This is a genomic window from Kitasatospora sp. NPDC127060 (assembly GCF_042724935.1).
Lineage (GTDB): Bacteria > Actinomycetota > Actinomycetes > Streptomycetales > Streptomycetaceae > Kitasatospora.
The window spans coordinates 105,750-128,870 of the sequence record NZ_JBHXEG010000001.1; the positions used below are offsets into that span (position 1 = coordinate 105,750).

General features: G+C 73.9%; 18 protein-coding genes and 3 tRNA genes. 19 read left to right on the top strand and 2 right to left on the bottom strand.

The window, feature by feature from the left end; translation table 11 throughout:
- The first annotated feature begins 73 nt into the window (after positions 1 to 73).
- The 3 genes from ACFWIS_RS00420 to ACFWIS_RS00430 all read left to right on the top strand — a co-directional run bounded on the left by ACFWIS_RS00420 (position 74) and on the right by ACFWIS_RS00430 (position 3,269).
- Entirely contained in the window at positions 74 to 1,357 is a 1,284-nt protein-coding gene (locus tag ACFWIS_RS00420; RefSeq protein WP_380462042.1) for a glutamate-5-semialdehyde dehydrogenase, read from the top strand.
- 171 nt (positions 1,358 to 1,528) lie between these two features.
- Positions 1,529 to 2,110 (top strand): hypothetical protein, encoded by a 582-nt coding sequence (locus ACFWIS_RS00425; protein WP_380523435.1) that lies wholly within the window; start codon positions 1,529 to 1,531, stop codon positions 2,108 to 2,110.
- Positions 2,111 to 2,207: 97 nt separating this feature from the next.
- A complete protein-coding gene (locus ACFWIS_RS00430; protein ID WP_380462041.1) occupies positions 2,208 to 3,269 on the top strand; it encodes a hypothetical protein in 1,062 nt (353 codons plus the stop codon).
- 128 nt (positions 3,270 to 3,397) lie between these two features.
- On the opposite strand, the gene ACFWIS_RS00435 is transcribed toward ACFWIS_RS00430, so the two are convergent.
- Positions 3,398 to 4,483 carry a M48 family metallopeptidase gene (locus tag ACFWIS_RS00435; protein ID WP_380462040.1) on the bottom strand — a complete coding sequence of 362 codons (1,086 nt, stop codon included), beginning with the start codon at positions 4,481 to 4,483 and terminating at the stop codon, positions 3,398 to 3,400.
- 287 nt (positions 4,484 to 4,770) lie between these two features.
- On the opposite strand from ACFWIS_RS00435, the gene ACFWIS_RS00440 reads away from it, so the two are divergent.
- The 8 genes from ACFWIS_RS00440 (at position 4,771) to ACFWIS_RS00475 (ending at position 9,480) form a co-directional block, all read left to right on the top strand.
- Positions 4,771 to 4,917, top strand: a complete 147-nt coding sequence (locus tag ACFWIS_RS00440; protein ID WP_380462039.1) for a hypothetical protein — start codon at positions 4,771 to 4,773, stop codon at positions 4,915 to 4,917.
- Positions 4,918 to 5,070: 153 nt separating this feature from the next.
- Complete coding sequence (locus tag ACFWIS_RS00445; RefSeq protein WP_380462037.1) at positions 5,071 to 5,226, top strand: hypothetical protein; 156 nt, start codon at positions 5,071 to 5,073, stop codon at positions 5,224 to 5,226.
- 124 nt (positions 5,227 to 5,350) lie between these two features.
- Positions 5,351 to 5,986 carry a nicotinate-nucleotide adenylyltransferase gene (gene nadD, locus ACFWIS_RS00450; RefSeq protein WP_188306316.1) on the top strand — a complete coding sequence of 212 codons (636 nt, stop codon included), beginning with the start codon at positions 5,351 to 5,353 and terminating at the stop codon, positions 5,984 to 5,986.
- 13 nt (positions 5,987 to 5,999) lie between these two features.
- A complete protein-coding gene (locus ACFWIS_RS00455) occupies positions 6,000 to 7,868 on the top strand; it encodes an LCP family protein (RefSeq protein WP_380462036.1) in 1,869 nt (622 codons plus the stop codon).
- 137 nt (positions 7,869 to 8,005) lie between these two features.
- Positions 8,006 to 8,464 (top strand): ribosome silencing factor, encoded by a 459-nt coding sequence (gene rsfS / locus ACFWIS_RS00460; protein ID WP_188306799.1) that lies wholly within the window; start codon positions 8,006 to 8,008, stop codon positions 8,462 to 8,464.
- The gene (locus ACFWIS_RS00465; RefSeq protein WP_380462046.1) at positions 8,461 to 9,108 is read left to right on the top strand and encodes a histidine phosphatase family protein; all 648 of its coding nucleotides are present in this window, start codon (positions 8,461 to 8,463) and stop codon (positions 9,106 to 9,108) included. Before rsfS ends, ACFWIS_RS00465 begins: the two co-directional genes overlap by 4 nt.
- A 170-nt stretch (positions 9,109 to 9,278) precedes the next feature.
- Positions 9,279 to 9,351: transfer RNA gene (locus ACFWIS_RS00470), tRNA-Ala, on the top strand.
- A gap of 56 nt (positions 9,352 to 9,407) precedes the next feature.
- Positions 9,408 to 9,480, top strand: a tRNA-Ala gene (locus tag ACFWIS_RS00475).
- Between the two features lie 91 nt (positions 9,481 to 9,571).
- On the opposite strand, the gene ACFWIS_RS00480 is transcribed toward ACFWIS_RS00475, so the two are convergent.
- The gene (locus ACFWIS_RS00480; RefSeq protein ID WP_380462034.1) at positions 9,572 to 10,471 is read right to left on the bottom strand and encodes a helix-turn-helix transcriptional regulator; all 900 of its coding nucleotides are present in this window, start codon (positions 10,469 to 10,471) and stop codon (positions 9,572 to 9,574) included.
- A gap of 103 nt (positions 10,472 to 10,574) precedes the next feature.
- Between ACFWIS_RS00480 and ACFWIS_RS00485 the strand changes: the two genes are divergently transcribed.
- From ACFWIS_RS00485 to ACFWIS_RS00520, 8 genes are all read left to right on the top strand, one after another.
- Positions 10,575 to 12,014, top strand: coding sequence for an MFS transporter (locus ACFWIS_RS00485; protein ID WP_380462032.1), 1,440 nt, complete (start codon positions 10,575 to 10,577; stop codon positions 12,012 to 12,014).
- Positions 12,015 to 12,262: 248 nt separating this feature from the next.
- Positions 12,263 to 12,335, top strand: a tRNA-Ala gene (locus tag ACFWIS_RS00490).
- A 98-nt stretch (positions 12,336 to 12,433) separates the two neighbouring features.
- Positions 12,434 to 13,729, top strand: a complete 1,296-nt coding sequence (locus ACFWIS_RS00495) for a hypothetical protein (protein WP_380462030.1) — start codon at positions 12,434 to 12,436, stop codon at positions 13,727 to 13,729.
- Between the two features lie 408 nt (positions 13,730 to 14,137).
- A complete protein-coding gene (gene leuS / locus ACFWIS_RS00500; RefSeq protein WP_380462029.1) occupies positions 14,138 to 17,032 on the top strand; it encodes a leucine--tRNA ligase in 2,895 nt (964 codons plus the stop codon).
- A gap of 383 nt (positions 17,033 to 17,415) precedes the next feature.
- Entirely contained in the window at positions 17,416 to 18,180 is a 765-nt protein-coding gene (locus ACFWIS_RS00505; protein WP_380462028.1) for a hypothetical protein, read from the top strand.
- Between the two features lie 102 nt (positions 18,181 to 18,282).
- The gene (locus ACFWIS_RS00510; protein ID WP_380462026.1) at positions 18,283 to 19,128 is read left to right on the top strand and encodes a DegV family protein; all 846 of its coding nucleotides are present in this window, start codon (positions 18,283 to 18,285) and stop codon (positions 19,126 to 19,128) included.
- A gap of 230 nt (positions 19,129 to 19,358) precedes the next feature.
- Complete coding sequence (locus tag ACFWIS_RS00515) at positions 19,359 to 20,264, top strand: helix-hairpin-helix domain-containing protein (protein ID WP_380462025.1); 906 nt, start codon at positions 19,359 to 19,361, stop codon at positions 20,262 to 20,264.
- 47 nt (positions 20,265 to 20,311) lie between these two features.
- Positions 20,312 to 22,909 (top strand): ComEC/Rec2 family competence protein, encoded by a 2,598-nt coding sequence (locus ACFWIS_RS00520; protein ID WP_380462024.1) that lies wholly within the window; start codon positions 20,312 to 20,314, stop codon positions 22,907 to 22,909.
- Positions 22,910 to 23,121: the final 212 nt, after the last annotated feature.

A 23,121-nucleotide genomic window follows, 5' to 3' on the forward strand; every position in this document is an offset into this window, starting at 1 on the left:
CGGCGGTCCGGCCGGTGTCTCACCGGGCGAAATGACGGCCGGGGGGCACGGGCCAGTCGCTACCCTTGGCGGCATGACCAGCGATCTCGCCACCGCCGACAGCCCCGTCCTCGCCGTAGCGCGCCGAGCCCGGGAGGCCGCCGCCGCGCTCGCCCCGCTGCCGCGCCGGGCCAAGGACGCCGCGCTGCTGGCGATCGCGGACGCGCTGGTCGCCCGCAGTGCCGAGATCGTCGCGGCCAACGCCGAGGACGTGGAGCGGGCCCGCGCGGCGGGGACGGCCGAGTCGGTGATCGACCGGCTGAGCCTGACCGACGAGCGGATCGCCGCGATCGCCTCCGACGTGCGGGACGTGGCCGGCCTGGCCGACCCGGTCGGCGAGGTGGTGCGCGGCTACACGCTGCCGAACGGCCTGGACGTGCGCCAGGTCCGGGTGCCGCTGGGCGTGGTCGGCATCATCTACGAGGCCCGGCCGAACGTCACCGTCGACGCCGCCGCGCTCTGCCTGAAGTCCGGCAACGCGGTGCTGCTGCGCGGCTCCGCCTCCGCCTACCGCTCCAACACCGCGCTGGTCGCCGTCCTGCGGGACGCCGTGGTCGCGGCCGGGCTGCCGGCCGACGTGATCCAGCTGGTGCCGGGGGAGAGCCGGGAGTCGGTGCAGGAGCTGATGCGCGCCCGTGGCCTGGTCGACGTGCTGATCCCGCGCGGCGGGGCCTCGCTGATCCGCACCGTGGTCGAGGGCTCGACCGTTCCGGTGATCGAGACCGGCACCGGCAACTGCCACGTGTACGTGGACGCCCGGACCGACCTGGCGATGGCCGTCGGGATCCTGCTGAACTCCAAGGCCCAGCGGGTCAGCGTCTGCAACGCCGCCGAGACGCTGCTGGTGCACCAGGACGTCGCGGACGAGTTCCTGCCGCTCGCCCTGGCCGCCCTGGCGGAGGCCGGGGTGACGGTGCACGGCGACGAGGCGGTGCTGAAGGCGGCCGAGGGCACCGGCGCCACCGTGGTTCCGGCCACCGACGAGGACTGGGGCGCCGAGTACCTCTCGTACGACCTGGCCGCGGCCGTGGTGCCCTCGCTGGACGCCGCCGTCGCGCACATCCGCCGGTGGTCCTCCGGCCACACCGAGGCGATCGTCACCACCTCGCAGGCCGCCGCCCGCCGCTTCACCCAGCTGGTGGACTCGACCACGGTGGCCGTCAACGCCTCCACCCGGTTCACCGACGGCGGTGAGTTCGGCTTCGGCGCGGAGATCGGCATCTCCACCCAGAAGCTGCACGCCCGCGGCCCGATGGGCCTGCCGGAGCTGACCAGCACCAAGTACATCGTCACTGGTGACGGGCATGTCCGCGGTTAGGCCTGTCTCCTGGATCCGGTCGGACCCGGCCAGGATCCAGGTGACAGGCCTTGGGCGACGCCGGCCGTGGGCGGGGGCGCGGACGCCCGCTGAGGGGCGGCCGTCACACGTGTGACGGACCAACTGCCGGGAGCCACAGACAAATCGCCCGGCCGGTAATACGCTGAATCCGTGGCTGAGGATGTGGGGGGCTTGCCGTACCCCGACGGCGCCGACCACGGTGGTGCGGACGACGAGTTCGCCACCGTGGTCTTCGATGAGGCCTTCGTCCGGTCCGCCGCCGTGCACGAGCCGACGGCCAAGGAGCGGCAGCTCGCCGCCGCCGAGGCCCGGTTCGAGCCGGACGCCGCGGGACCGGGCTGGAGCTATGACGTTCCGGTCGGGGACGGGCTGCCGCTGGAGCTGCGCCCGCACCCGAGCGGACTCGACGACGACCACCTCTACCCCGACCCCTGGTCGGGCCCGGGCCGGGCGGGCGGGCATCCGGGACGGCGCTGGGGACGGCGCTACGACCCGGTGCGGACCCGCGGCCGGTACGTGGCCCAGCAGCGCTGGCACCGGCCGGTGGCCTGGGTGCTCGCCGTGATCATGGGCGTGAGCCTGGTGGCGGTGGCGGTCGCGGCGATCTACCAGGGCGTGGGCGGCACCTCGGGCGCTCCCCGGCGCCCGGAGTCCGGCAACAGCAGCCCGGGGGCGGACCCGCGGTCCGCGCCCGCCGAGCCGCTACCGGTGGTCACCGCACCGGCCGGCTGACCGGGGGCGTGCGCCCGGGGCGGTCGGTCACGGAGCGTTCCCGGCAATCTGCGCCGGAGCCCTCGTGGCGGGCCCCGGGTGCGCCTACCCTGGTGCTATGGGTGACCCGCGCGAGCCTCCTGAGGGTACGCCCGAGGGCGGTTCCGGCAATGAGGACGAGTTCCGGTCCGTCGTCTTCGACGAGTCGTTCGTCCGCGCTGCCCGGATCCAGGAGCTCTCCGCCCGGGAACGGCTCGCGGGCTCCTTCGGCAAGGCCACCCGGGCCCGGGTGCGGCTGGGCCCACTGGGCTCCGTGCCGCGCCAGGCGCTGGCCCTGCTGCTGCTGATCCTGCTGGCCTTCGGAGCCGCGGTGTACTTCGGGGTGAACTCGCCCAAGGGCATCCCGCTGCGGCCGGAGGGCAGTCAACTCACCGTCAGCCTGGTCGCGTTGAGTCCGGCTTCGACCGTACGGCCGGTCGCCGACCCGGCGCGTCCGTTCGCCGCGCTGCCGTCCGGGTACGGGGACGGGACGGCCGGGCTGAACACCCCGGCCGGGGCCGCCACCGAGCACTTCAGCAAGGTCGAGGTGACCAAGGCGCTCGACACCGTGCAGCGCTACCTGGTCGCCTCCTCGCTGTCCCCGGCGGCGCTGGTCCAAGGCGTCACCACGGATGTGCGGGCCTACGTCACGCCCGGTGAGCAGGCCCAGTTCGACGCCTCCGCCGCCCAGCCGGTGGACGACCGGCACCACGCGGTGACCGGCTGGATCGTCCGCTTCGACCCGGCGCAGGTCGCGCTCGCCTCCGACACCGTGAAGACGGTCGGCGCGATGCGGGTCGACGAGGCGGACGGCAGCACCCTGCAGATCACCACCGACCACACCTTCGTCTACGCGCTGAAGCCCGCCGGGGCCCCGGCCGGAGCGCCGGTCACCCTGGAGACCGTGCGGCGCGAGCTGACCTTCCAGTTCGACCGGGTCGACCTGGGGCAGGCGCAGCTGCGGCTGGTGGACGCGGTGCTGCAGGCCGGACCGGAGCCGTGCACCGCCTCGATGGCGGGGTTCCTGCAGCCGGTGCTGGCCACCGGGCAGGGCACCGCGGTGGCGCCGCCGACGCCGGTCGACCCGGGCAACCACGCACGGCCGGCCTGGCAGGTGTGCGGGGTGCTGGCGGGGGGCTGAGCGGGTGGCCGGTGGTCAGTGGCCGGTCGTCGGTCGTCGGTGGCGGGTGGTCGGTGGCCGGGAGCGGCGGACAGCCGGTGGCCCGGGTGGGTCACCGGCCGTCCACGGCGCGGGGTTCGGGGGCCGGTTCAGCCCTCGGTGCGGTCCGAGGAGCCGCCCGCCTGGGCGCCCGGGGCGGAGCCGCCGCGGCTGCCGTTGCCGCCGGTGAAGGTGTCGCGCAGCTTGCCGCCGACCGTCGCGGCGCCGCCGGCCACGTCCCGCAGCAGGCCCATCAGCGGGTCCTTGCTCTCCTTCACCGAGGTCGAGTAGTGCTCGGCCGCGGCCTTCCACTGCTCGCCGACCGAGGCGTCCCGGTCGTCCGTGCGGCGCGGGTAGGCGCCGGCCTGGATCGAGCGGTACTCGTCGCTCTCCGCCCACTTCTTCAGCTGGGCGACCCGGGCCACCGCGAACGGGTGGGTCTGCGGCAGCAGCTGGAGCAGCTTGAGCACGCCGTCGCGCAGGTCCCCGGCCTTCTCGTACTCCTCGGCCTGCTCCAGGAAGGCGTCGACGTTCATCTCGGCCAGGTTGTGCCCGCCGGCCAGCTTCATCAGGGCCCGCATGGACGCCTGGAGGTCCTGCCCGGCGAGCAGGCCGGCCCGGTCGCTGGACAGCTCGGCCTTGCGGAACCACTCCTTGAGCGCGGTGATGACCGCCGTGATCGCCAGGTTGCCGAGCGGCACCCAGGCGATCCGGGTGGCGATGTTGGTGAGGATCATCAGCATCGTCCGGTAGACGGCGTGGCCGGACATCGCGTGGCCGACCTCGTGGCCGATGACGGAGCGCAGCTCCTCCTCGTCCATCAGCTCGACCAGGCCGCTGGTGATCACGATGATCGGGGTGTCGATGCCGATGGTGAAGGCGTTGACCGACGGGTCCTGGGTGACGTAGAGGTCCGGGACCTGCTCCAGGTCGAGCACGTAGGCGGTGTCCCGCACCATGTCGTGCAGTTCGGGGAACTGGCGCTCGGAGGTCTTCACGGCGGTGGCCAGGAACATCAGCCGGATCGCGCGCTCGGAGACCAGTCCGGCGAGCTTCTTCAGGATGTCGTCGAAGCCGGACAGCTTGCGCAGGGCCACCAGCGCGGAGCGGTCCGCCGGGTGTTCCCAGGCCCGCGTGGAGATCTCGGGGAAGCGCCGGCGACGGCGGCTCGGGGTCTTCGCGGTCGTGTCGGTCATGGTCTGCGTACCTCCTGGTCGACGGCGGCCCGGCGCAGCGCCCGGCCCCCCGCTGGTCTTCGCCTGCAACGACTCGTCTGCTCGACTGCTCGTCTGCAACGACTGCCTGTGCAACGTCCGCGGTTGCGTACTCGTCCCCGGGGCGCGGTCACGGCGGCGGTCACGGGCGGGTCGGCGGGTCACGGGGGCCGGTGGGTGGCGCCGGTGTGAGGCGGGTTTACCCTGAATGCCCTGGAGAACCGGGACCGGATCCGGCCGCGGTACGAGCAGTTCGAGGAGCCCCTCAGATGTCCACCGAAGCGCTGGTCAGCCTGGCCGCCCCCATCTCCGACGAGGCCGGCCCGGGCCTGTTCCTGCGGATCATCGTGATCGCGTCCTTCGTCGGGATCGGCCTGCTGGTCTGGGTCATGGCCCGCGCCTTCCGGGGCCAGTAGACCCCGCTCCCGGCCGCACCCCCTCACGCCCGGTCAGCGGCGGTGGGCCGCCGAGCGGTTGCCGTGTAACCCCCCGTACGATGACGGGTGGGCCCTCACCGGCCCGGAACCACCCCCAGGTCCGTTCACCGAGCCGAGAAGGTCCCGCCGACCATGAGCACTGCTGCCGCACTCCCCGTTCTGAACCTCCTCGCCGAGGGCGAGGGGGGCAACCACGACAGCCTGAACCCGCTGCTGACGGGTGGCTCCGCGCTGTTCATCCTGGTGCTCCTGCTCTTCATCACGACCCGCTTCAACCGGGACCGCTGAGCCGGGTCCTGGGACCGCTCGGGGAGCGTCCGGCCAGAGGGCCGGCCGCTCCCTCACGCATCTGCGGACAACCCCCACACGGGCGTTCCCGCACCGCAACGGGCGTCGCGTAAGGTGTGGCGGCATGGGAGAGCAGGCCGGGAATCCCGGCGGACCGGAACCGGTGAAGAAGCGCCTCGGCGTGATGGGCGGCACCTTCGACCCGATCCACCACGGCCACCTGGTCGCCGCCAGTGAGGTGGCGAGTGCGTTCCACCTGGACGAGGTGATCTTCGTCCCGACGGGGGAGCCCTGGCAGAAGAGCGACCGGCACGTCACGCCGGCCGAGGACCGCTACCTGATGACGGTCATCGCGACCGCCGAGAACCCGCAGTTCTCGGTGAGCCGGATCGACATCGACCGAGAGGGCCCGACGTACACCGTCGACACCCTGCGCGACCTGCACGCCCTCCACCCGGACGCGGACCTCTTCTTCATCACCGGCGCCGACGCGCTGGCCCAGATCCTGTCCTGGCACGACTCGGACGAACTCTTCTCGCTGGCCCACTTCATCGGATGCACCCGGCCGGGGCACACTCTGTCGGACGCCGGACTTCCGGTGGGCGGGGTCTCCCTGGTGGAGGTCCCGGCGCTGGCCATCTCCTCCACGGACTGCCGCAACCGGGTCGCCAAGGGCGAGCCGGTCTGGTACCTCGTCCCGGACGGCGTGGTCCGCTACATCGACAAGCGGGCGCTGTACGCGACGCCGCACGGGACCTGAGCCAGGAGCGGGCGTGACCGATCGCAGCGGTAACGGCAGCGGCAACGGCGGGCAGCAGCCGGAGGAGTGGTCCACCGGGCAGTACCAGCAGCCTTATCAGGGGCAGGGCCCCGGCCCCGGCCCCGGCCCCGGCCCCGGGTACCAGCAGGGGCAGCAGGGGCAGCAGGGGTACGGGCAGCAGTACGAGCAGTCGGCGTACGACCAGTACGGGCAGCCGGTGTACGGGCAGGGCACCTACGGCGGCGGGCAGCAGGCCCAGGGGTACCAGCAGCAGGGGTACGGGCAGACCGGGCAGTTCCCGCAGCAGCAGGGGTACGAGCAGCCGTACGAGCCGCAGACGTACGACCAGTACGGGCAGCCGGTGTACGCGCAGGACCCGTACGGCTACCAGCAGCAGGGGTACCAGGGGTACCAGCAGCCGTACCAGGCCGCACCGGTCGCCCCGGTGGTCGTCGAGCCGCAGCCGCAGCCGCAGTCGCAGCCCGAGCCGTCGGCCGCGCCCGCGGCACCCGCCGTCGTGCCGCCGCCGCGCCGGCGCACGCCCAAGCCGGCCGAGGCGGCGGCCCCGGCCGAGCCCGCGGCGCCCTCGGAACAGGTCGCCGGAGCCCGGCCGGGCAAGGCCCGGGCGCCCAAGGACAGTTACAGCACGGGCGAGTTCACCTTCGTCGACGAGGAGGCGGAGGAGTCCGAGGACGTCATCGACTGGCTGAAGTTCGCCGAGTCCCGCAGCGAGGTGCGCGCCGAGCGGCGCCGCAAGCTGAAGAACCGGCTGATCGGCCTGGGCGTGGTGCTGGCGCTCGCGGCCGGCGGTGTCGGCGGCTACCTGTGGTTCACCGGGGACAAGCCGACCGCGGCCGCCGCGGCCGGCGGGCGGCAGGTCAACGTCGTCCACCTGCGTGACCTGCAGGGCAAGGTGTCCAGCGCGCTGCTGGTCGACGACGCCTCCGGGCACAAGGGCACGGTGCTGCTGCTGCCCGACGTGCTGCGGCTGCCCGGCCCCGGCGACCCGCCGGTGACCACGGTCGGCCAGGCCATGGACGCGATCGGTGCCTCGGCCACCCGCGACGGCCTGTCCACCGTGCTCGGCGCCCCGGTGGCCGGCACCTGGCGGCTGGACACCCCGTACCTGGAACTGCTGGTCTCCCAGCTCGGCGGCGTCCGGGTGGACACCAACGCCGAGACCCACGAGGGCGGCAAGCCGGACGGCAAGCTGCTCTCCGGGGCGGGCAAGAACACCCTGCTCAGCGGCAAGGCCGCGGTCGCCTACGCCACCCTGCAGGGGCCCGGCGAGAACCGGGACGCCCAGCTGGCCCGGTTCGGGCAGGTGATGGACGCGGTGGTGCGCACCATGCCGACCGAGTTCAAGGACGCCAAGGACGACGTGCACCGGATGAACGCGGTGCTCGACCCCTCGCTGCCCGAGGACGCCCTGGCCGGGGTGCTCGCCCAGCTCGCCCAGCAGGCGAAGGACGGCCACTTCGGCACCACCGCGCTGACCGTCAAGCCGGACGGCACCCTGGACGAGGCGACCGCCGGCAAGCAGGTCAAGGACGTGCTCGGCGGCACCGTGAAGTCCGCGGCGGCCGGCGACGCCCCCGCCCGGGTCGCGCTGCAGGACGCCTCCGGCAACGACGCGGCGGGCGCCGCCGCGCAGGTCCAGATCGTCAACTCGGGCCTGACGTTCATCCCGGGCGGCGCCAAGACCGCGCCGCAGGCCACCAGTGAGATCCGCTACACCGACGACGCCCGGCAGGCCGCCGCGAAGTCCCTGGCGAGCAGCCTGGGGCTGCCGGACACGGCCGTGAAGAAGGTCGGCGACGCCCAGAACGCGGACCTGGTGGTCGTCCTCGGCAAGGACTACCAGCCGCCGAAGAACCAGTAGGCGGCGGCGCCCCCGCCCGTGCCCGCCTCCGCGGCCCCGGAAATGCGTTCCGAGGCCGCGGGAGCGGCGTGAGATCCTGGAAGGCGACCCCGGCCACCGTGCCGGGGACTCCCAAGCCGCCGAGCCGGAAGATCACCGTGACCGTCACCGACCACAGCCAGCAGCTCATCACCGTCGCCGCACAGGCGGCGGCCGACAAGCTCGCGCACAACATCATCGCCTTCGACGTCAGCGAGGTGCTGTCGATCACCGACGCCTTCCTGATCGCCTCCGCGAACAACGACCGCCAGGTCCGCTCGATCGCCGAGGAGATCGAGGACCAGCTGCGCGAGCAGCTGGACATCAAGCCGGTGCGCCGTGAGGGCGAGCGCGACGGCCGCTGGATCCTGCTCGACTACCTGGACATCGTCGTGCACGTCCAGCACTCCGAGGAGCGCTCCTTCTACTCGCTGGACCGCCTCTGGAAGGACTGCCCCGAGCTGCCGCTGCCCGCCGACGCCATGGAGTCGCGCAACCGCCCCGACGCCGTCACCGACGACGCCGGCAACGCCGTCGCCCCGGCCGACGACTTCGGCAAGCCCGAGGACCTGCACTGAGCCGCGACGCGCGGGGCCCGCGCATCGTCTTCTGGCGGCACGGCCAGACCTCCTGGAACCTCGAATCGCGCTTCCAGGGCACCACGGACATCGAGCTGACCGGCCAGGGCGTCCTGCAGGCGCAGCGGGCGGCCCGGCTGCTCTCCGGCCTCCACCCCGACCTGCTGATCTCCTCGGACCTCAAGCGCGCCCGGCGCACCGCCGAGGAGCTGGCCAAGGTCACCGGGCTGGACGTCCAGCACCACGAGGGCCTGCGGGAGACATACGCGGGCTCCTGGCAGGGGCTGACCAACGCCGAGATCCGTGAGCGCCACCCGGAGGAGTACGCGGCCTGGGCGGCCGGCGAGCCGGTGCGCCGCGGCGGCGGCGAGCTGTCCGTCGAGGTAGCCGAGCGCTCGGTGCCGGTGGTGCTGGAGGCCGTCGCCAAGCTGCCGGAGAACGGCACGCTGGTCGTGGTCAGCCACGGCGGCACCATCCGGACCATGCTCGGGCAGCTGCTGGGTCTGGAGCCGCCCCTGTGGGAGTGCTTCGGCGGGCTGTCCAACTGCTGCTGGTCGGTGCTCGGCCAGGGGGCGCGCGGCTGGCGGCTGCTGGAGCACAACGCGGGCACGCTCCCGCAGCCGGTCATCGGCGACGACACCTGATCCCCACCGGTCGGCACTGGGCGGCGGGGCTTCGGCGGGGGATCCACGGAGGCTTCACGGGGGGCCCGGAGGGGGCGGATTTCGCAGTTCCGGGCCTGACCAGCTAGAGTCTTCCTCGTTCGCAGGGAAGGAACGCGGCCCGGAAGGGAAGCGGGAGATCCGGTGAGTGCGGGGCTATAGCTCAGTTGGTAGAGCGCTTGCATGGCATGCAAGAGGTCTGGGGTTCAATTCCCCATAGCTCCACTCCGCATCAGCGGTCGTGGAAATCGGAGTTCCGGAGCCAGGGTCGCCAGTGTCGCGGGGCTGTAGCTCAGTTGGTAGAGCGCTTGCATGGCATGCAAGAGGTCCGGGGTTCAATTCCCCGTAGCTCCACAGCAGTTCGAGAGGCCGCCACCCGGGGACGGGAGGCGGCCTCTCGGCCGTTCCGGGGTGGTTGATGGTCCGGGGGGCCGTGGCGCGTGGCTCACGGCGCGCAGGTGTGCCGCCAGCCGCCCGGCGGCAGGGAGTCGAGCCGCTCGACCAGCTCCCGGTCGGCCGGGTCCTCCGGGACGTACACCACGATGTAGCACTCCGGCACGCCCGGCATCGTCAGATAGGTGGCGTTCAACCGCAGCACGCCCAGCTCGGGATGGCGGAAGATCCGCTGCAGGGTCTTCGGCGGCGCCACCTCCTGGCGGGCCCACAGCTCCCGGAACAGCTCGCTGCGGGCCGACAACTGCCGCACGTGCTCCTCCCAGACCGGCTCGCCGACGTGCCTGCCGTACGCCGAGCGCAGCACCGCCACCATCCGCGGCAGCGTCTCCTCCGGGTTCTCGCACGGGTTGCAGCACTCCGGCGCCGTCAGCATGCACCAGAGGCTGTTGAAGAACACCCCGTGCGACGGACGGAGTCGCTCGGTGCCGAACAGCGAGCGGTACGGCCGGTTGAAACTCAGCACGTCGAAGCGGGTGTTGGAGACCGCCGCCGGCAGCGGGGCGAGCGAGTCCAGGATCACCTGGATCGCCGGGCTCAGCTCCGGCGGGGCCGGCTGGGCGAGCGCCGACGGCGCCATCCCGGCCAGCCGGAACAGGTGTTGGCGCTCGGTGCCGTCCAGCCGCAGCGCCCGGGCCACCGCCAGCAGCACCTGCTCGCTCGCGTTGATCGGCCGCCCCTGTTCCAGCCACGTGTACCAGGTGACCCCGACCCCGGCGAGCTGCGCGACCTCCTCGCGGCGCAGACCCGGGGTGCGGCGCCGCAGCCCCGGCGGCAGGCCGACGTCCTCGGGGGTGACCCGTGCCCGGCAGGCCTTCAGGAAGCGGGCCAGCTCGGTCCGGCGGCGTTCGCGGCCGCCCGTCGCGACGGGGGGTTCGTCCAGCACGGTCATGGCGTCCATCGTGCCGCAGCGCGGACGGGCGATACAGGTGCTGCCGGTACCAGGATCGGCAGGCTCTAACCACCAGTACCGGGCCCGCCCCAGGCTGGTGGCCATGACGGATCTTCAGACCCGGCCCAGCGCGGCCGGACGCACCACCGGGGACCCGGCCGTACGGCCCGGACTGCTCCTCGCGCTCGTCCTGTGCGGGCAGTTCATGGCCGTGCTCGACTCCTCCATCGTCAACGTCGCGGTGCCCACCATCCGCACCGACCTGGGCGCCTCCGGCGCCGCCCTGCAACTCGTGATCGCCGGCTACGCCATCGCCTACGCGGTGCTGCTCATCACCGGCGCCCGGCTCGGCGCCCGGTACGGCTTCAGCCGGCTGTTCCAGCTGGGCCTGGCCGCCTTCACCGCCACCTCGCTGGCCTGCGGCCTGGCCCCGACCACCGGCTGGCTGATCGCCTTCCGGCTGCTCCAGGGCGCCGGCGCGGCACTGATGGTGCCGCAGGTGATGAGCCTGCTCCAGCGCACCTTCACCGGCACCGCCCGCACCCGGGCGATCGGCCTCTACTCGGCGGTGCTGGCCGTCGGCGTCGCGCTCGGGCAGGCGCTCGGCGGGGTGCTGGTCAGCGCCGACCTGTTCGGCACCGGATGGCGGCCGGTGTTCCTGGTCAATGTGCCGATCGGGCTGGTGCTGCTGGCGGCCGGCGCCCGGCTGTTGCCGCGGCTGCCCGGCGACCCCTCGCGCGGCTTCGACCTCCCCGGCCTGGTGGTGCTGGGCGCGGCGCTCGGCCTGCTGGTGGTGCCGCTGGTGCTCGGCAACGAACTCGGCTGGCCGCTCTGGGGCTGGGCGATGCTCGCCGGCGGAGTGCTGATGTTCGGCCTGTTCGTGGTGGTCGAGCGCGGGGTCGCCCGGCGCGGCGGGCACCCGCTGATCCCCGGGCGGGTGCTGCGCGCCCCCGGGCTGCGGCCGGCGGCGGCCGGACTGTTCACGATCATGGCGGCCTACGCGGGCTTCATGTTCGCCTTCGCCCTGCACCAGCAGGCGGCCCTGGGGCACAGCGCGCTGCGGGCCGGGCTCTGCTCGGCACCCGTCGCGGTCGGCTTCGGCCTGGCCAGTCTGCGCTGGCACCGGCTGCCGGGCCGGCTGCACCCGGTGCTGCCGGTGCTCGCCGCGGTGCTGCTCGGCGGCGGGTACCTGCTGCTGGGGGTGCTGCTCGGCGGCGGCGCCGGGATCGGGGCGGTGGTGCTGGCGGAGACGGCAGCGCTCGGCCTGGCCGCCGGCTGCGCGTACGCGCCGCTGTTCGCCCGGGCGCTCGCGGGGGTGGCGCCCGAGGACGCGGCCGACGCCAGCGGGATGACGGTGACCGTCCTCCAGCTCGGGCAGGTGGTCGGGGTGGCGGTGCTCGGCTCGGTGTTCCTCGGGCAGGTGGACCTGCCGGCACCCGCCGCCGACTCGGGGCACGCGCTGCTGGTCACGCTGGCGGCGAACGCGGTGCTGGTGCTCGTCGGCGCGGGCTTCGCGGAGCGCAGCCGGCGGGTGGCGCGCTGACCGCTTTCGCGGGGCGGGGTGCTCGTCGCGGTGACCGATCGGCGGGGCCGGCCGCTTCGCGTCGCCGGAGGGGTGTGGTCGCTTCGCGTCGCCGGGGGGTGTGGCCGCTTCGCGAGCGGTCGCCGCGCTACCCGCGGCTGCCTCGGGAAACGGATTTCAGGAGCACGCCCCGGACCGTGTAAAGTAGTCGATGTCGCCGAGGGAAACCGGACGGAAACGACGGGAAACCCGGTGACATCGCAGGTCGAGGGGCTGTAGCTCAGTTGGTAGAGCGCTTGCATGGCATGCAAGAGGTCCGGGGTTCAATTCCCCGTAGCTCCACAGTGGTCGAGAGCCGCCACCCGGTAACGGGGGGCGGCTCTTCGCCGTTGTGTGCACGCCACCGGCGGGCGGGGTGGAAAGACCGCTACCGTCGTGCCATGGCCGATCTGCAGCGAAGGCGGAACGAGGAGCTGGCCCGGATACTGCACCAGCTCGGCTGGAGTCCGGAACGGCTCGCCCGTGAGGTGAGCCTCGCCCTGCCGCCCGGACTGGCGATCAGCTCCACCGCACCGTACAAGTGGCGCGACCGCGGCATGGTGCCGCGCAGCCCGCACGACCAGACGGTCTGCGAAGTGCTCAGCCGCACCCTCGGCATGGCCGTCACCTACGAGCAGCTCTGGGGCCGGATGGGCGGCCACCGCGGCGCCAAGATCCTCTCGCCCCGGCTGCTCACCGACCCGTGGACCGCCGACAACGCCCAGACCGCCCTGCGCGAGGCCGCCACCGACGCCGGACCGGTCCGCCTCACCGACCTGTTCCGCAGCGCCGACCTCGACCACGCCGCCGAACGGCTCTCCTCGCCGCCGCCACCCGTCGGCGGCGGCGAGGGCGCGCTGCGCGTGGACCCCGCCCTGGCCGGCGAACTCGGCCTGTCCTACCGCAGCAAACAGCGCCTCGAACGCTCCTGCGGCGGCGGCCTCGTCCTGGGCCCCACCAGAGCCGAACTCGCCATGCTGGCCAAGCTGTTGGAACTCGGCGCGTACGACGAACGGCTCGGTCGCGAGCTGTACGGCACCGCCAGCAGGCTCGCCCGGCTGGCCGGCTGGGCCGCGTACGACCTCGGCCACGACGCGGCCGCCCAACGGGCCTTCGTCGCCGCGCTGCGCGCCGCCCACGTCAGTGGCGACCCCCGGCTCGGGGTCGCCGGGCTCGGCGCGCTGGTCGTGATCGCCACCCAGGGTGGCGGCGGCCGCGGCCTGGACGCCGTCGCCGCGCTGCGCACCGCGCTGGAGACCCACGGCCCCGCGCTCAGCCCCACCTCCCGGGCCCGCCAGCTCGGCCGGATCGCCCGCGCCTACGGCCGTCGCGGCGAGGCCGAACAGGCCGAGGAGTTCGCCGCCCGGGCCTTCGCCGAACTCGACGGTGTGCCCGGCGCCGAGGAGGCCCGGGCCGGCGTCGCCGGGATGGTGGGGGAGGGGCGGCTGGCGCTCGGCCGGCACCGGATGGCCAAGCCGCTGCTCGCCGAGGCCGTCGCCGGGCTCGGACCGGGGCGGGCCCGTGCCAAGGCGCTGCTGATGGTCCGCCTCGCCGAGGCCCACCGGCAGCTCGGCGACCAGCGGGAGGCCGCCCGGACGGCCGGGCTGGCGCGCTCGCTGGCGGCGGGGATGCAGTCGGAGCGGCTGGCCAGGGCGCTGCGGGACTTCGAGGCGGCGGGGCGGACCGCGGCGGGGTGAGGCTCCCGGGGCGTTCCAGGGCGATTCCGAGGTGTTAGTGGGCGTTACCTGGGTGCTACTGGGCGTTCCGAGGCGTTCTGGAGTGCTTCTGGAATGCCTTCCGGGGTGCGTTCTGGCGTCCCCGGGGCTCCCGGGGCGGTCCGGGCACTCCGGGGTGCCGTCGGTGGGACGGCCCGGAGTGCCCTGACCTGCTTGCGGTACCCTGAGCCCATGCGAACCGTGCGCCTGCTCCTTAGCCGGCCGCGCTGACCAGGACCGGCCGCGCCCTCGGGCGGTGCCGGAGTCGGCGTGGCGTCCCCTCCTGCGAGGGGATTTTTTGTTTTCCGCCCCCGCCCGCTTCGTGGGACGGGTCCACGGTCGGCCGCGTCGCGCGGTTCGCCAACTGACACCGATGGAGCTTGAAGGACGATGAGCGAGACGACCCCTGCGTCCGGCGCGGCCGAGACCGCGACCGCGACCGAGCCGTTCCGGTACAGCGCCGCGCTGGCGGCGGAGATCGAGTCCCGCTGGCAGGACATCTGGGAGAAGGAGGGCACCTTCCACGCCCCCAACCCCACCGGTGAGCTCGCCGACCCGTCCGCCGGGGACGTCGCCGCGAAGCCGCACAGCTTCATCATGGACATGTTCCCGTACCCCTCGGGCGCGGGCCTGCACGTCGGCCACCCGCTGGGCTACATCGCCACCGACGTCTTCGCCCGCTACCAGCGGATGACCGGCCACAACGTGCTGCACACGCTGGGCTACGACGCCTTCGGCCTGCCCGCCGAGCAGTACGCGGTGCAGACCGGCACCCACCCGCGGGTCTCCACCGAGGCCAACATCGCCAACATGCGCCACCAGCTGCGCCGGCTGGGCCTGGGCCACGACCCCCGCCGCTCGATCTCCACGATCGACCCGGACTACTACCGCTGGACGCAGTGGATCTTCCTGCAGATCTTCAACTCCTGGTACGACCAGGAGGCGGGCAAGGCCCGTCCGATCGCCGAACTGGTCGCCGCGTTCGAGTCCGGCGCGCGTGAGGTGCCGGGCGGCCGCGCCTGGGCCGAGCTGTCCGCCGGCGAGCGCGACGAGGTGCTGGGCGAGTACCGTCTGGCGTACGCCAAGGAGGTGCCGGTCAACTGGTGCCCCGGCCTGGGCACCGTACTGGCCAACGAGGAGGTCACCGCGGACGGCCGCTCCGAGCGCGGCAACTTCCCGGTGTTCAAGTCCAATCTGCGGCAGTGGATGATGCGCATCACCGCGTACTCCGACCGCCTGATCGCCGACCTGGACCTGCTGGACTGGCCCGAGGCCATCAAGCTGCAGCAGCGCAACTGGATCGGCCGCTCCGAGGGTGCCCGGGTCGACTTCGCGGCCCCCGGCGACCGGAAGATCACCGTCTTCACCACCCGGCCCGACACCCTGTTCGGCGCCACCTACATGGTGCTGGCGCCCGAGCACGGCCTGGTCGACTCGATCGTCCCCGCCGCCTGGCCCGAGGGCGTCCCCGCCGAGTGGACCGGCGGCGCCGCCACCCCCGCCGAGGCCGTCGCCGCCTACCGCGCCACGGCCGCCGCCAAGTCGGACGTCGAGCGCCAGGTCGAGGCCAAGGTCAAGACCGGCGTCTTCACCGGCGCCTACGCCGTCAACCCGGTCAGCGGCGAGTCCGTCCCGGTGTTCATCGCCGACTACGTGCTGATGGGCTACGGCACCGGTGCCATCATGGCCGTCCCGGCCCACGACCACCGCGACTTCGCCTTCGCCCGCGCCTTCGCGCTGCCGATGCGCTGCGTCGTCGAGCCCACCGACGGGCGGGGATCCGACCCGGCCGAGTGGGACGACGCCTTCGACACCTACGACTCGGTCATCGTCAACTCGGCGCGCCCCGAAGGCGGTCCGTCCCTGGACGGGCTGAGCGTGGTGGACGCCAAGGCCCGGGTCACCGAGTGGCTGGCCGAGCGCGGCATCGGCGAGGGCACCGTCAACTACCGCCTGCGCGACTGGCTGTTCAGCCGTCAGCGGTACTGGGGCGAGCCCTTCCCGATCGTCTACGACGAGGACGGCGTGATGCACGCGCTGCCCGAGTCGATGCTGCCGGTCGAGGTCCCCGAGGTCGACGACTACTCGCCGCGCACCTACGACGCCTACGACTCCGCCTCCTCGCCGGAGACCCCGCTGTCCCGCAACGAGGACTGGGTCAACGTCGAACTGGACCTGGGCGACGGCGTCAAGACGTACCGCCGCGAGACCAACACCATGCCCAACTGGGCGGGCTCCTGCTGGTACGACCTGCGCTACGTCGACCCGACGAACGCCGACGCCGTGGTCGACCCGGCCAACGAGCGCTACTGGCTGGGCCCCACCGAGGCCAAGCCGGCCGGCGGCGCCGACCTGTACGTCGGCGGCGCCGAGCACGCCGTGCTGCACCTGCTGTACGCCCGCTTCTGGCACAAGGTGCTGCACGACCTGGGCCACGTCTCCTCCGTCGAGCCGTTCCACAAGCTGTTCAACCAGGGCATGATCACCGCGGACGTCTACCGCGACGAGCGCGGCTTCCCGGTGCCCGCCGCCGAGATCGAGGAGCGCGACGGCAAGTACTTCTGGCAGGGCGAGCCGGTCAAGCGCGAGGCCGGCAAGATGGGCAAGTCCCTGAAGAACGCCGTCGCCCCGGACGAGATCGCCGACGAGTACGGCGCCGACACCCTACGCCTGTACGAGATGTCGATGGGCCCGCTGGACGTCTCCCGCCCCTGGGACACCCGGGCCGTCGTCGGCTCGTACCGCTTCCTGCAGCGGCTGTGGCGCAACGTCGTCTCCGAGACCACCGGCGAGCTGGTCGTCACCGACGAGGCGCCGGACGACGCGACGCTGCGCGCCCTGCACAAGGCGATCGACGGCATCCGCGGCGACATGGCCGGGCTGCGCTTCAACACGGCCGTCGCCAAGGCGATCGAGCTGAACAACTTCCTGGTCAAGCGCGGCTCCACGCCGCGCGCCGTGGCCGAGCAGCTGGTACTGATGGTCGCGCCGCTGGCCCCGCACATCGCCGAGGAACTGTGGCGCCGCCTGGGCCACGGCGACTCGCTGGCGCACGCCGACTACCCGGTGGCGGACCCGGCGTACGTGGTCGACGAGACGGTGACCTGCGTCGTCCAGATCAAGGGCAAGGTCAAGGCCCGGCTGGAGGTCGCGCCCGGCATCACCGACGCCGAGCTGGAGGCGCTGGCGCTGGCGGACCCGGCGGTCGTCGCGGCGATCGGGGACGCGGCGGTGCGCAAGGTGATCGCCCGGGCGCCGAAGCTGGTGAACATCGTGACCGGCTGAGGCCGGTTCGGGGTCGGTGGCTGATCGGGCGGGTGTCCTTCGGGGCGCCCGCCCGGTGCTTTGTGGGGCGTGGCGGTGCCTTGGGCCGTCGTGGCGGTGCTTTGTGCGGTCGTGACGGTGTTCTGTGGCGTCGTGGCCGTGCCTTGGGCCGTCGTGACGGTGTTCTGTGGCGTCGTGGGGGTGCCTTGTGCGGTCGTGGCGGATGGGCGGGGGCTCGGGCGGGCGGGGCCCTCGGGGAGATCCCCGATCTGTCCCTGATCTCCGCCCGTCGGACCCCTTCGCACTGCCCTCCGGCCCGGTGCCACGGCTACGGTGGAACCCACGGCATTGCGGCCCGCGTTGGGCCCGTCGGGTGCCGGAACGGTGGCGGAAGGTGGCGCGCGATGGACGTGTTCGGCGTGATGATCGGCTTGGTCCTGCTCTTCGGGATCGCGACGCTCGTCCTGGCCGTGGTCGGCACGGTGAAGGCGGCCAAGGCCGTCGCCGCGAAGGTCGAGAAGCACGAGGCCAACGCGCGGCGCGCCGTCGAGACCGCCACCCTCAAGGCGAAGACCTACACCAAGGTCGGCCCGCCCGCGCAGATCGCCACCGTCCGCCTCAAGCTGCGCACCGCGCTCGACGGCACCCGGCAGGTGCTGGAGGGCGGGCTGGCGGACGACAGCCAGCTCGGCGAGTCCCTCGCGCTGCTGACCCGGCTGGACGCGCACGCGGCCGAGCTGGACGGCGAACTGCGGTTGCTGGAGCGTGAGCCGGACACCGCCCGGATCGCGGCCAAGCTGCCGGAGCTGCGGGAACGGGCGGAGCGGATCACCCACGCGGCGGAGACCATGCGGTGGGCGGCGCAGGACCGGATGCACCGGTTCGCGGACGACGAGCTGAGCCGGCTGAGCCAGGAGTGCGAGAGCGAGGCGGGGGCGCTGCGGCACTGGGACTCGGGGGGTGCCGGTTCTGCTGGTTCTGCTGGTTCCTCTGGCGCTTCCGGAGTGGGTGCGGCGGGGAGCGGTGGGGCCGCTCGGGCGGGGCTGACGGACGGGAAGGGACGGCCGAGCGCCGAGGACCTGCTCGGGCTGGCCGACCCGCTGGCGAAGCTGGCGCAGCGGCTGCGGAAGCCGTCGACGGGCACCTCGACGGGGCCGTCGGCGGGCTGAGCCCGGTCGGCGTCCGGGCCTGCCGGGCGGTGTGCGTCCGGCCTGCGGGGGAGCGGGTGCGGGCGCTGTCCTCCCGGACGAACGGGGAGTAATCTCCGCCTCATGCCCTCCGACCTCGCACTTGTCACCGATTCCACGGCCTATCTGCCGCAGGACTCCCTCGACCGGTACGGGATCACCGTGGTTCCGCTGAGCGTCGCGGTCGGTGACTCGGTCCTCTGCGAGGGCGTCGAGATCTCCCCGAAGGACGTCGCCGAGGCGCTGCGCTCGAAACAACGGGTGACCACCTCCCGGCCCAACCCGGAGACCTTCGCCGCAACCTACCGGGCGGCCGCCGAGGCCGGGGCGAAGGGGATCGTCTCGGTGCACATCTCCGGCGAGCTCTCCGGCACGGTCGAGGCCGCCCGGCTGGCGGCCGCCGAGGCGCCCGTACCGGTGCGGGTGGTGGACAGCCGCCTGGTCGGCATGGCCCTCGGCTACGGGGTGCTGGCGGCGGCCGAGGCCATCGCGGACGGCCGGGGACTGGCGGAGGCGGCCGAGGCCGCGACCCGGCGGGCGGCCGGGACCAGCGGCTTCTTCTACGTGGACACCCTGGAGCACCTGCGCCGGGGCGGGCGGATCGGGGCGGCGCGGGCACTGCTCGGGTCGGCGCTGGCGGTCAAGCCGCTGCTGCACCTGGACGGGGGGCGGATCGAGCCGCTGGAGAAGGTGCGGACGGCGTCGCGGGCGATCGCCCGGCTGGAGGAGATCGCCGTCGAGCGCTCGGGGGAGGGGGAGGTGGACATCACTGTGCACCACCTGGCGGCCGAGGATCGGGCCGAGCCACTCGCGGAGCGGCTGCGGACGCGGGTGCCGGGGCTGCGGGAGCTGTACGTGGGCGAGGTGGGGGCGGTGATCGGCGCTCACGTCGGGCCCGGGTTGCTGGCGGTGGTGGTCGCGCCGCGCTGAGGCGGGGCGGGGCGTGAGGTGGGGCGGTGGCGGGGGGCGTCGTGAGGTGGGGCGTCGTGAGGTGGGGCGTCGTGAGGTGGGGCGTCGTGAGGTGGGGCGTCGTGCGCCGGTCAACTTCGGGGAGGGGCGGCCACTCGTGTGAGTGACCGTTTTTATCCACAACCCCCGGGTTATCCACAGGGTTTCGGTAATTCCTGCACGCCCGCCGGAGGGCTCCTAGCGTCCTCGCCATGACGACCTTGGGCCTGGGCGCGGCGAAGCGCCAAGCGATCAACGAGACGGTGCGGCTGCGGATGGCGGCGCTGCTGCCGACGGACGGCGAGCCGGTGGGTGCCGATCGGGCCGCTGTCGTGCCGCCGTCACCCGCTCCGGCGCCTCCCGCAGCGGCGGGGGAGCCGGCAGCGCCGCCTCCGGGAGCGGCGGACCTTCCCGATCCGCCGGGGGCCGGGGCACGCCTGCGGTTCGCCTCGGTGCTGGCGCTCGACCGACGGGCGGTGGCCGGGCTGACGATCCTGCTGCTCTTCGCGGTGGGTTACGCCGTGCAGCACTTCTGGCTGGCCAGGCCGGAGGCGGTGGCCGTACCGGCGTTGGCCGCGGCCTCGGTGCCGCCGGAACCGGGTCCGGCGGCGAGCGACGGCCCGCCCGGCAGCGGGGCCGGTCCGCCGGCGGCTACCGCGGGCCCGGGTGCCGAGGCCGCCGTGGTCATCGACATCGGCGGCCGGGTCCACGTGCCGGGCCTGCACACCCTGCCCGGCGGATCACGGGTGGCCGACGCCCTGAGGGCGGCCGGCGGCCCGCTGCCGGACACGGACACCCGGGGCCTCAACCTGGCCCGCGTCCTGACGGACGGTGAGCAGATCCTGGTCGGCGAGCAGGTGTCGGCCCCGGTGCCCGTCCCGGTCCCCGCCGGCCCGGGCGGACTGTCCGGCGCCGGTACGCCCCGATCACCCGTCAGCCTCAACCGCGCCACCCTCGAACAGCTCGACTCCCTCCCCGGCGTCGGCCCGACCCTCGCCCAGCGCATCCTCGCCTACCGCACCTCGCACGGCTCGTTCCGCTCGATCGACCAGCTCCGGCAGGTCAGCGGGATCGGCACCCGAACATTCGCGGAACTCCGTCCGCTGCTCACCCTCTGACGCCCGTTCCCTTTTCCGCCGCGCCGCCCCCGAAGGGAGGTACCGCCTTGTCCGCCACCACCGCTTCGCTCCCGCGTCCCCGTTCCTCGGGTCCCGACTTCCGGCTGCTGCTGCCCGCCGTCTCGGCCTGGCTGGTCACGGCGGTGCTCCTGCCCCTCGGGCCGGGAGCCGAGCCGGCGCTCTTCGCGCTGGCCGGCGGCGCCGTGCTCGCGGCCGTCCTGCTGCTGGCCCGGCCGGGCCAGCAGCGGTGCCGTGGTGCCGCGGTGGCGCTGGCAGCTGTGCTGCTCTCCGGCGCGGCGGCCGCGATCGCGACCCCGCTGCACACCGCCGACCTGCATCGGGGGCCCCTGCCGGAACTCGCTCACGCGGCCGAACAGGCGCCCCCGCGCTCCCCGGGCGAGCCCGCCCCGGCGGTGGAGGTGGAGCTGACCGTCGAGGGCGACCCGAAGGTCCACACCTCCCGGGGCGGTACCACCGGCGGACAGACCCTGCTCACCGTCGAGGCCGTGGCCGACCGTGCCACCGTCCTCCCGGGCGGGCGACCCATCCGGACACACACCCCGGTGACCGTCATGGTCCGTGGTCCGGAGACCGAGCCCTGGCTGCGGCTGCTGCCGTCCGAGCGGCTGGCCGTCGAGGCCGAAGTGCGTCCGGCGGGGGAGGGCCACGACACCGAGTCCGCAGCACTGCTGGTCGTCCACGGCCCGCCCCGGCAGCTCGCGCCGCCGAGCCTGCCGCAGCGGATCGCCGGGCGGCTACGCGAGGGACTGCGCACAGCCAGCGACGGGCTCCCGCCGGACGCGCGCGGACTGCTCCCGGGGCTGGTCGTCGGTGACACCTCGCGGCTGCCCGACGACCTGGTGGACGCCTTCCGGGCCACCGACCTGGTGCACCTGGTGGCGGTCAGCGGGGCCAACCTGGCGATCGTCCTCGGCGTACTGCTGGGCGCACCCGGCCAGGCCGGCACCGCGGAACGGCGTGGACTGGCCGCGCTGCTGGGGCTGTCGCTGCGCACCAGCGCGCTGCTCGGCACGGGGCTGGTGCTGGCCTTCGTGACCGTCTGCCGACCCGAGCCCAGCGTGCTGAGGGCAGCCGGGACGGGACTGATCGGCATGCTGGCCCTGGCCACCGGCCGCCCCCGCCAGGCCGTACCCGCGCTCGCCGGGGCCGTACTGGTCCTCGTCCTACTGGATCCGTTCCTGGCCCGCTCCTACGGCTTCCTGCTCTCGGTGCTCGCCACCGCCGGGCTGCTGGTGCTCGGTCCGCCCTGGGCCGAGTCCCTGCGGGCCCGGCGCTGGCCGCACCACCTGGCGGGTGCGCTGGCGGCCACGGCGGCGGCGCAGGCGCTGTGCGCGCCGGTGACGGTGGTGCTGTCCGGGCACATCAGCCTGGTCGCGGTCCCGTGCAACCTGCTGGCCGAACTGGCGGTGGCTCCGGCGACACTGCTCGGCTTCGGAGTGCTCGCCCTGCAGCCGCTCTTCCCGGCCCTGGCCCGGCTGCTGGCCGAGCCGGCCGGGGTGCCGGCCAGTTGGCTGGCCTTCGTCGGACGGCGGGGGGCCGAGCTGCCCGGCGGCCAACTGTCGTGGCCCGGCGGCTGGTTCGGAGTGGTCACGGTCGCCCTGGTGACCCTGGCCGCCTGCTGGGCGGCGCCGCTGCTACTGCCCCGGCGGACGGAACCCGACCGGCCGGTCCGTGTCCGGCGGCGCTGGGCCCGGGCCGTGGTGACGGGCGCGCTGCTGGTGGTGCTGCTGGCCGTACTGCTGCGCCCGCCGCAGCTCGCCCGGATCGCCACGGGCTGGCCGCCGCCGGGGTGGCGGCTGGCGATGTGTGACGTCGGGCAGGGAGACATGTTGGCCCTTGCCACCGGTGTTCCGGACAGTGCGGTGGTGGTCGACACCGGGCCGGATCCGGACGCCGCCGATCGGTGCCTGCGCGAGCTCGGTGTCACCAGGGTGCCGCTCCTGCTGCTGACCCACTTCCATGCGGACCATGTCGAGGGCGTGCCAGGGGTGTTGCGGGGGCGCCGGGTCGGCGCGGTCGAGGGCACGGTGCTGGACGACCCACCGGGCGAGGCGGCCCGGGTGACGGCGTGGGCGGCCGGGGCCGCCGTTCCGCTGCTGCGGGCGGGTCGTGGTGAGCGGCGCTCGGTCGGTGCGGGGCTGGCTTGGGACGTGGTGTGGCCCGTTCCCGGGGCGGTCGTTGACGCGCCAGGTGCGAACAACGCGAGTGTGGCACTGGTGGTGTCGCTGGCCGGCGGTCTGCGGATGGCGTTGCTCGGTGACCTCGAACCGCCGGCCCAGTCTGCCCTGTTGGGGCGTTTGGGCCGGGTCGACGTCCTGAAGGTGGCGCACCACGGCTCGGCGCATCAGGACTGGGACCTGACCGGTGCCCTGAGGCCCCGGCTCGCCCTGATCTCCTGCGGCGAGGGCAACACGTACGGGCATCCTTCACCCCGTACGGTCGACCGCCTGCGCGCGCTGGGTGCCACCGTCCTGCGTACCGACCGCGCGGGGGACATCGCCGTGACGGGCGACTCCCCGTCCACCCTCGCCGTTGCCGTCCACCCCCAGCCCGCCCACGCGACCCGCTCGGGGCACTCCACCTCCGGGAGCTCCACCCGCAAGTCCCGCGCCCCGCCCCCGTGACCCCGCTCTCCTCTTCCCTCCACGAGGTGGGGTGGGCAGGGGGTACGGGTGGGGGAGGTGGAGGGTGGGAGGGGGCGGGGGCGGGGGCCCCGGGGAAAGTGAATTGGGGCGCGTTCCGGGCCGGCCCCGTGCGGGGGCGCGGTGGGGGCGCCGTGGGCGCCGGGGTGGGCGGAGGTGGAGGCGGGGCGGCGCGGTTGTCCGAAGGGGCAGGC

Excerpts from the sequence above, each read along its gene's own strand:
- ACFWIS_RS00430 (WP_380462041.1), top strand. The coding sequence starts at position 2,208 with ATGGGTGACCCGCGCGAGCCTCCTGAGGGTACGCCCGAGGGCGGTTCC.
- nadD (WP_188306316.1), top strand. The coding sequence starts at position 5,351 with ATGGGAGAGCAGGCCGGGAATCCCGGCGGACCGGAACCGGTGAAGAAG.
- ACFWIS_RS00480 (WP_380462034.1), bottom strand. The coding sequence starts at position 10,471 with ATGACCGTGCTGGACGAACCCCCCGTCGCGACGGGCGGCCGCGAACGC.
- ACFWIS_RS00440 (WP_380462039.1), top strand. The coding sequence starts at position 4,771 with ATGTCCACCGAAGCGCTGGTCAGCCTGGCCGCCCCCATCTCCGACGAG.
- ACFWIS_RS00420 (WP_380462042.1), top strand. The coding sequence starts at position 74 with ATGACCAGCGATCTCGCCACCGCCGACAGCCCCGTCCTCGCCGTAGCG.
- ACFWIS_RS00515 (WP_380462025.1), top strand. The coding sequence starts at position 19,359 with ATGACGACCTTGGGCCTGGGCGCGGCGAAGCGCCAAGCGATCAACGAG.
- leuS (WP_380462029.1), top strand. The coding sequence starts at position 14,138 with ATGAGCGAGACGACCCCTGCGTCCGGCGCGGCCGAGACCGCGACCGCG.
- ACFWIS_RS00495 (WP_380462030.1), top strand. The coding sequence starts at position 12,434 with ATGGCCGATCTGCAGCGAAGGCGGAACGAGGAGCTGGCCCGGATACTG.
- ACFWIS_RS00510 (WP_380462026.1), top strand. The coding sequence starts at position 18,283 with ATGCCCTCCGACCTCGCACTTGTCACCGATTCCACGGCCTATCTGCCG.
- ACFWIS_RS00435 (WP_380462040.1), bottom strand. The coding sequence starts at position 4,483 with ATGACCGACACGACCGCGAAGACCCCGAGCCGCCGTCGCCGGCGCTTC.
- ACFWIS_RS00445 (WP_380462037.1), top strand. The coding sequence starts at position 5,071 with ATGAGCACTGCTGCCGCACTCCCCGTTCTGAACCTCCTCGCCGAGGGC.
- ACFWIS_RS00485 (WP_380462032.1), top strand. The coding sequence starts at position 10,575 with ATGACGGATCTTCAGACCCGGCCCAGCGCGGCCGGACGCACCACCGGG.
- ACFWIS_RS00505 (WP_380462028.1), top strand. The coding sequence starts at position 17,416 with ATGGACGTGTTCGGCGTGATGATCGGCTTGGTCCTGCTCTTCGGGATC.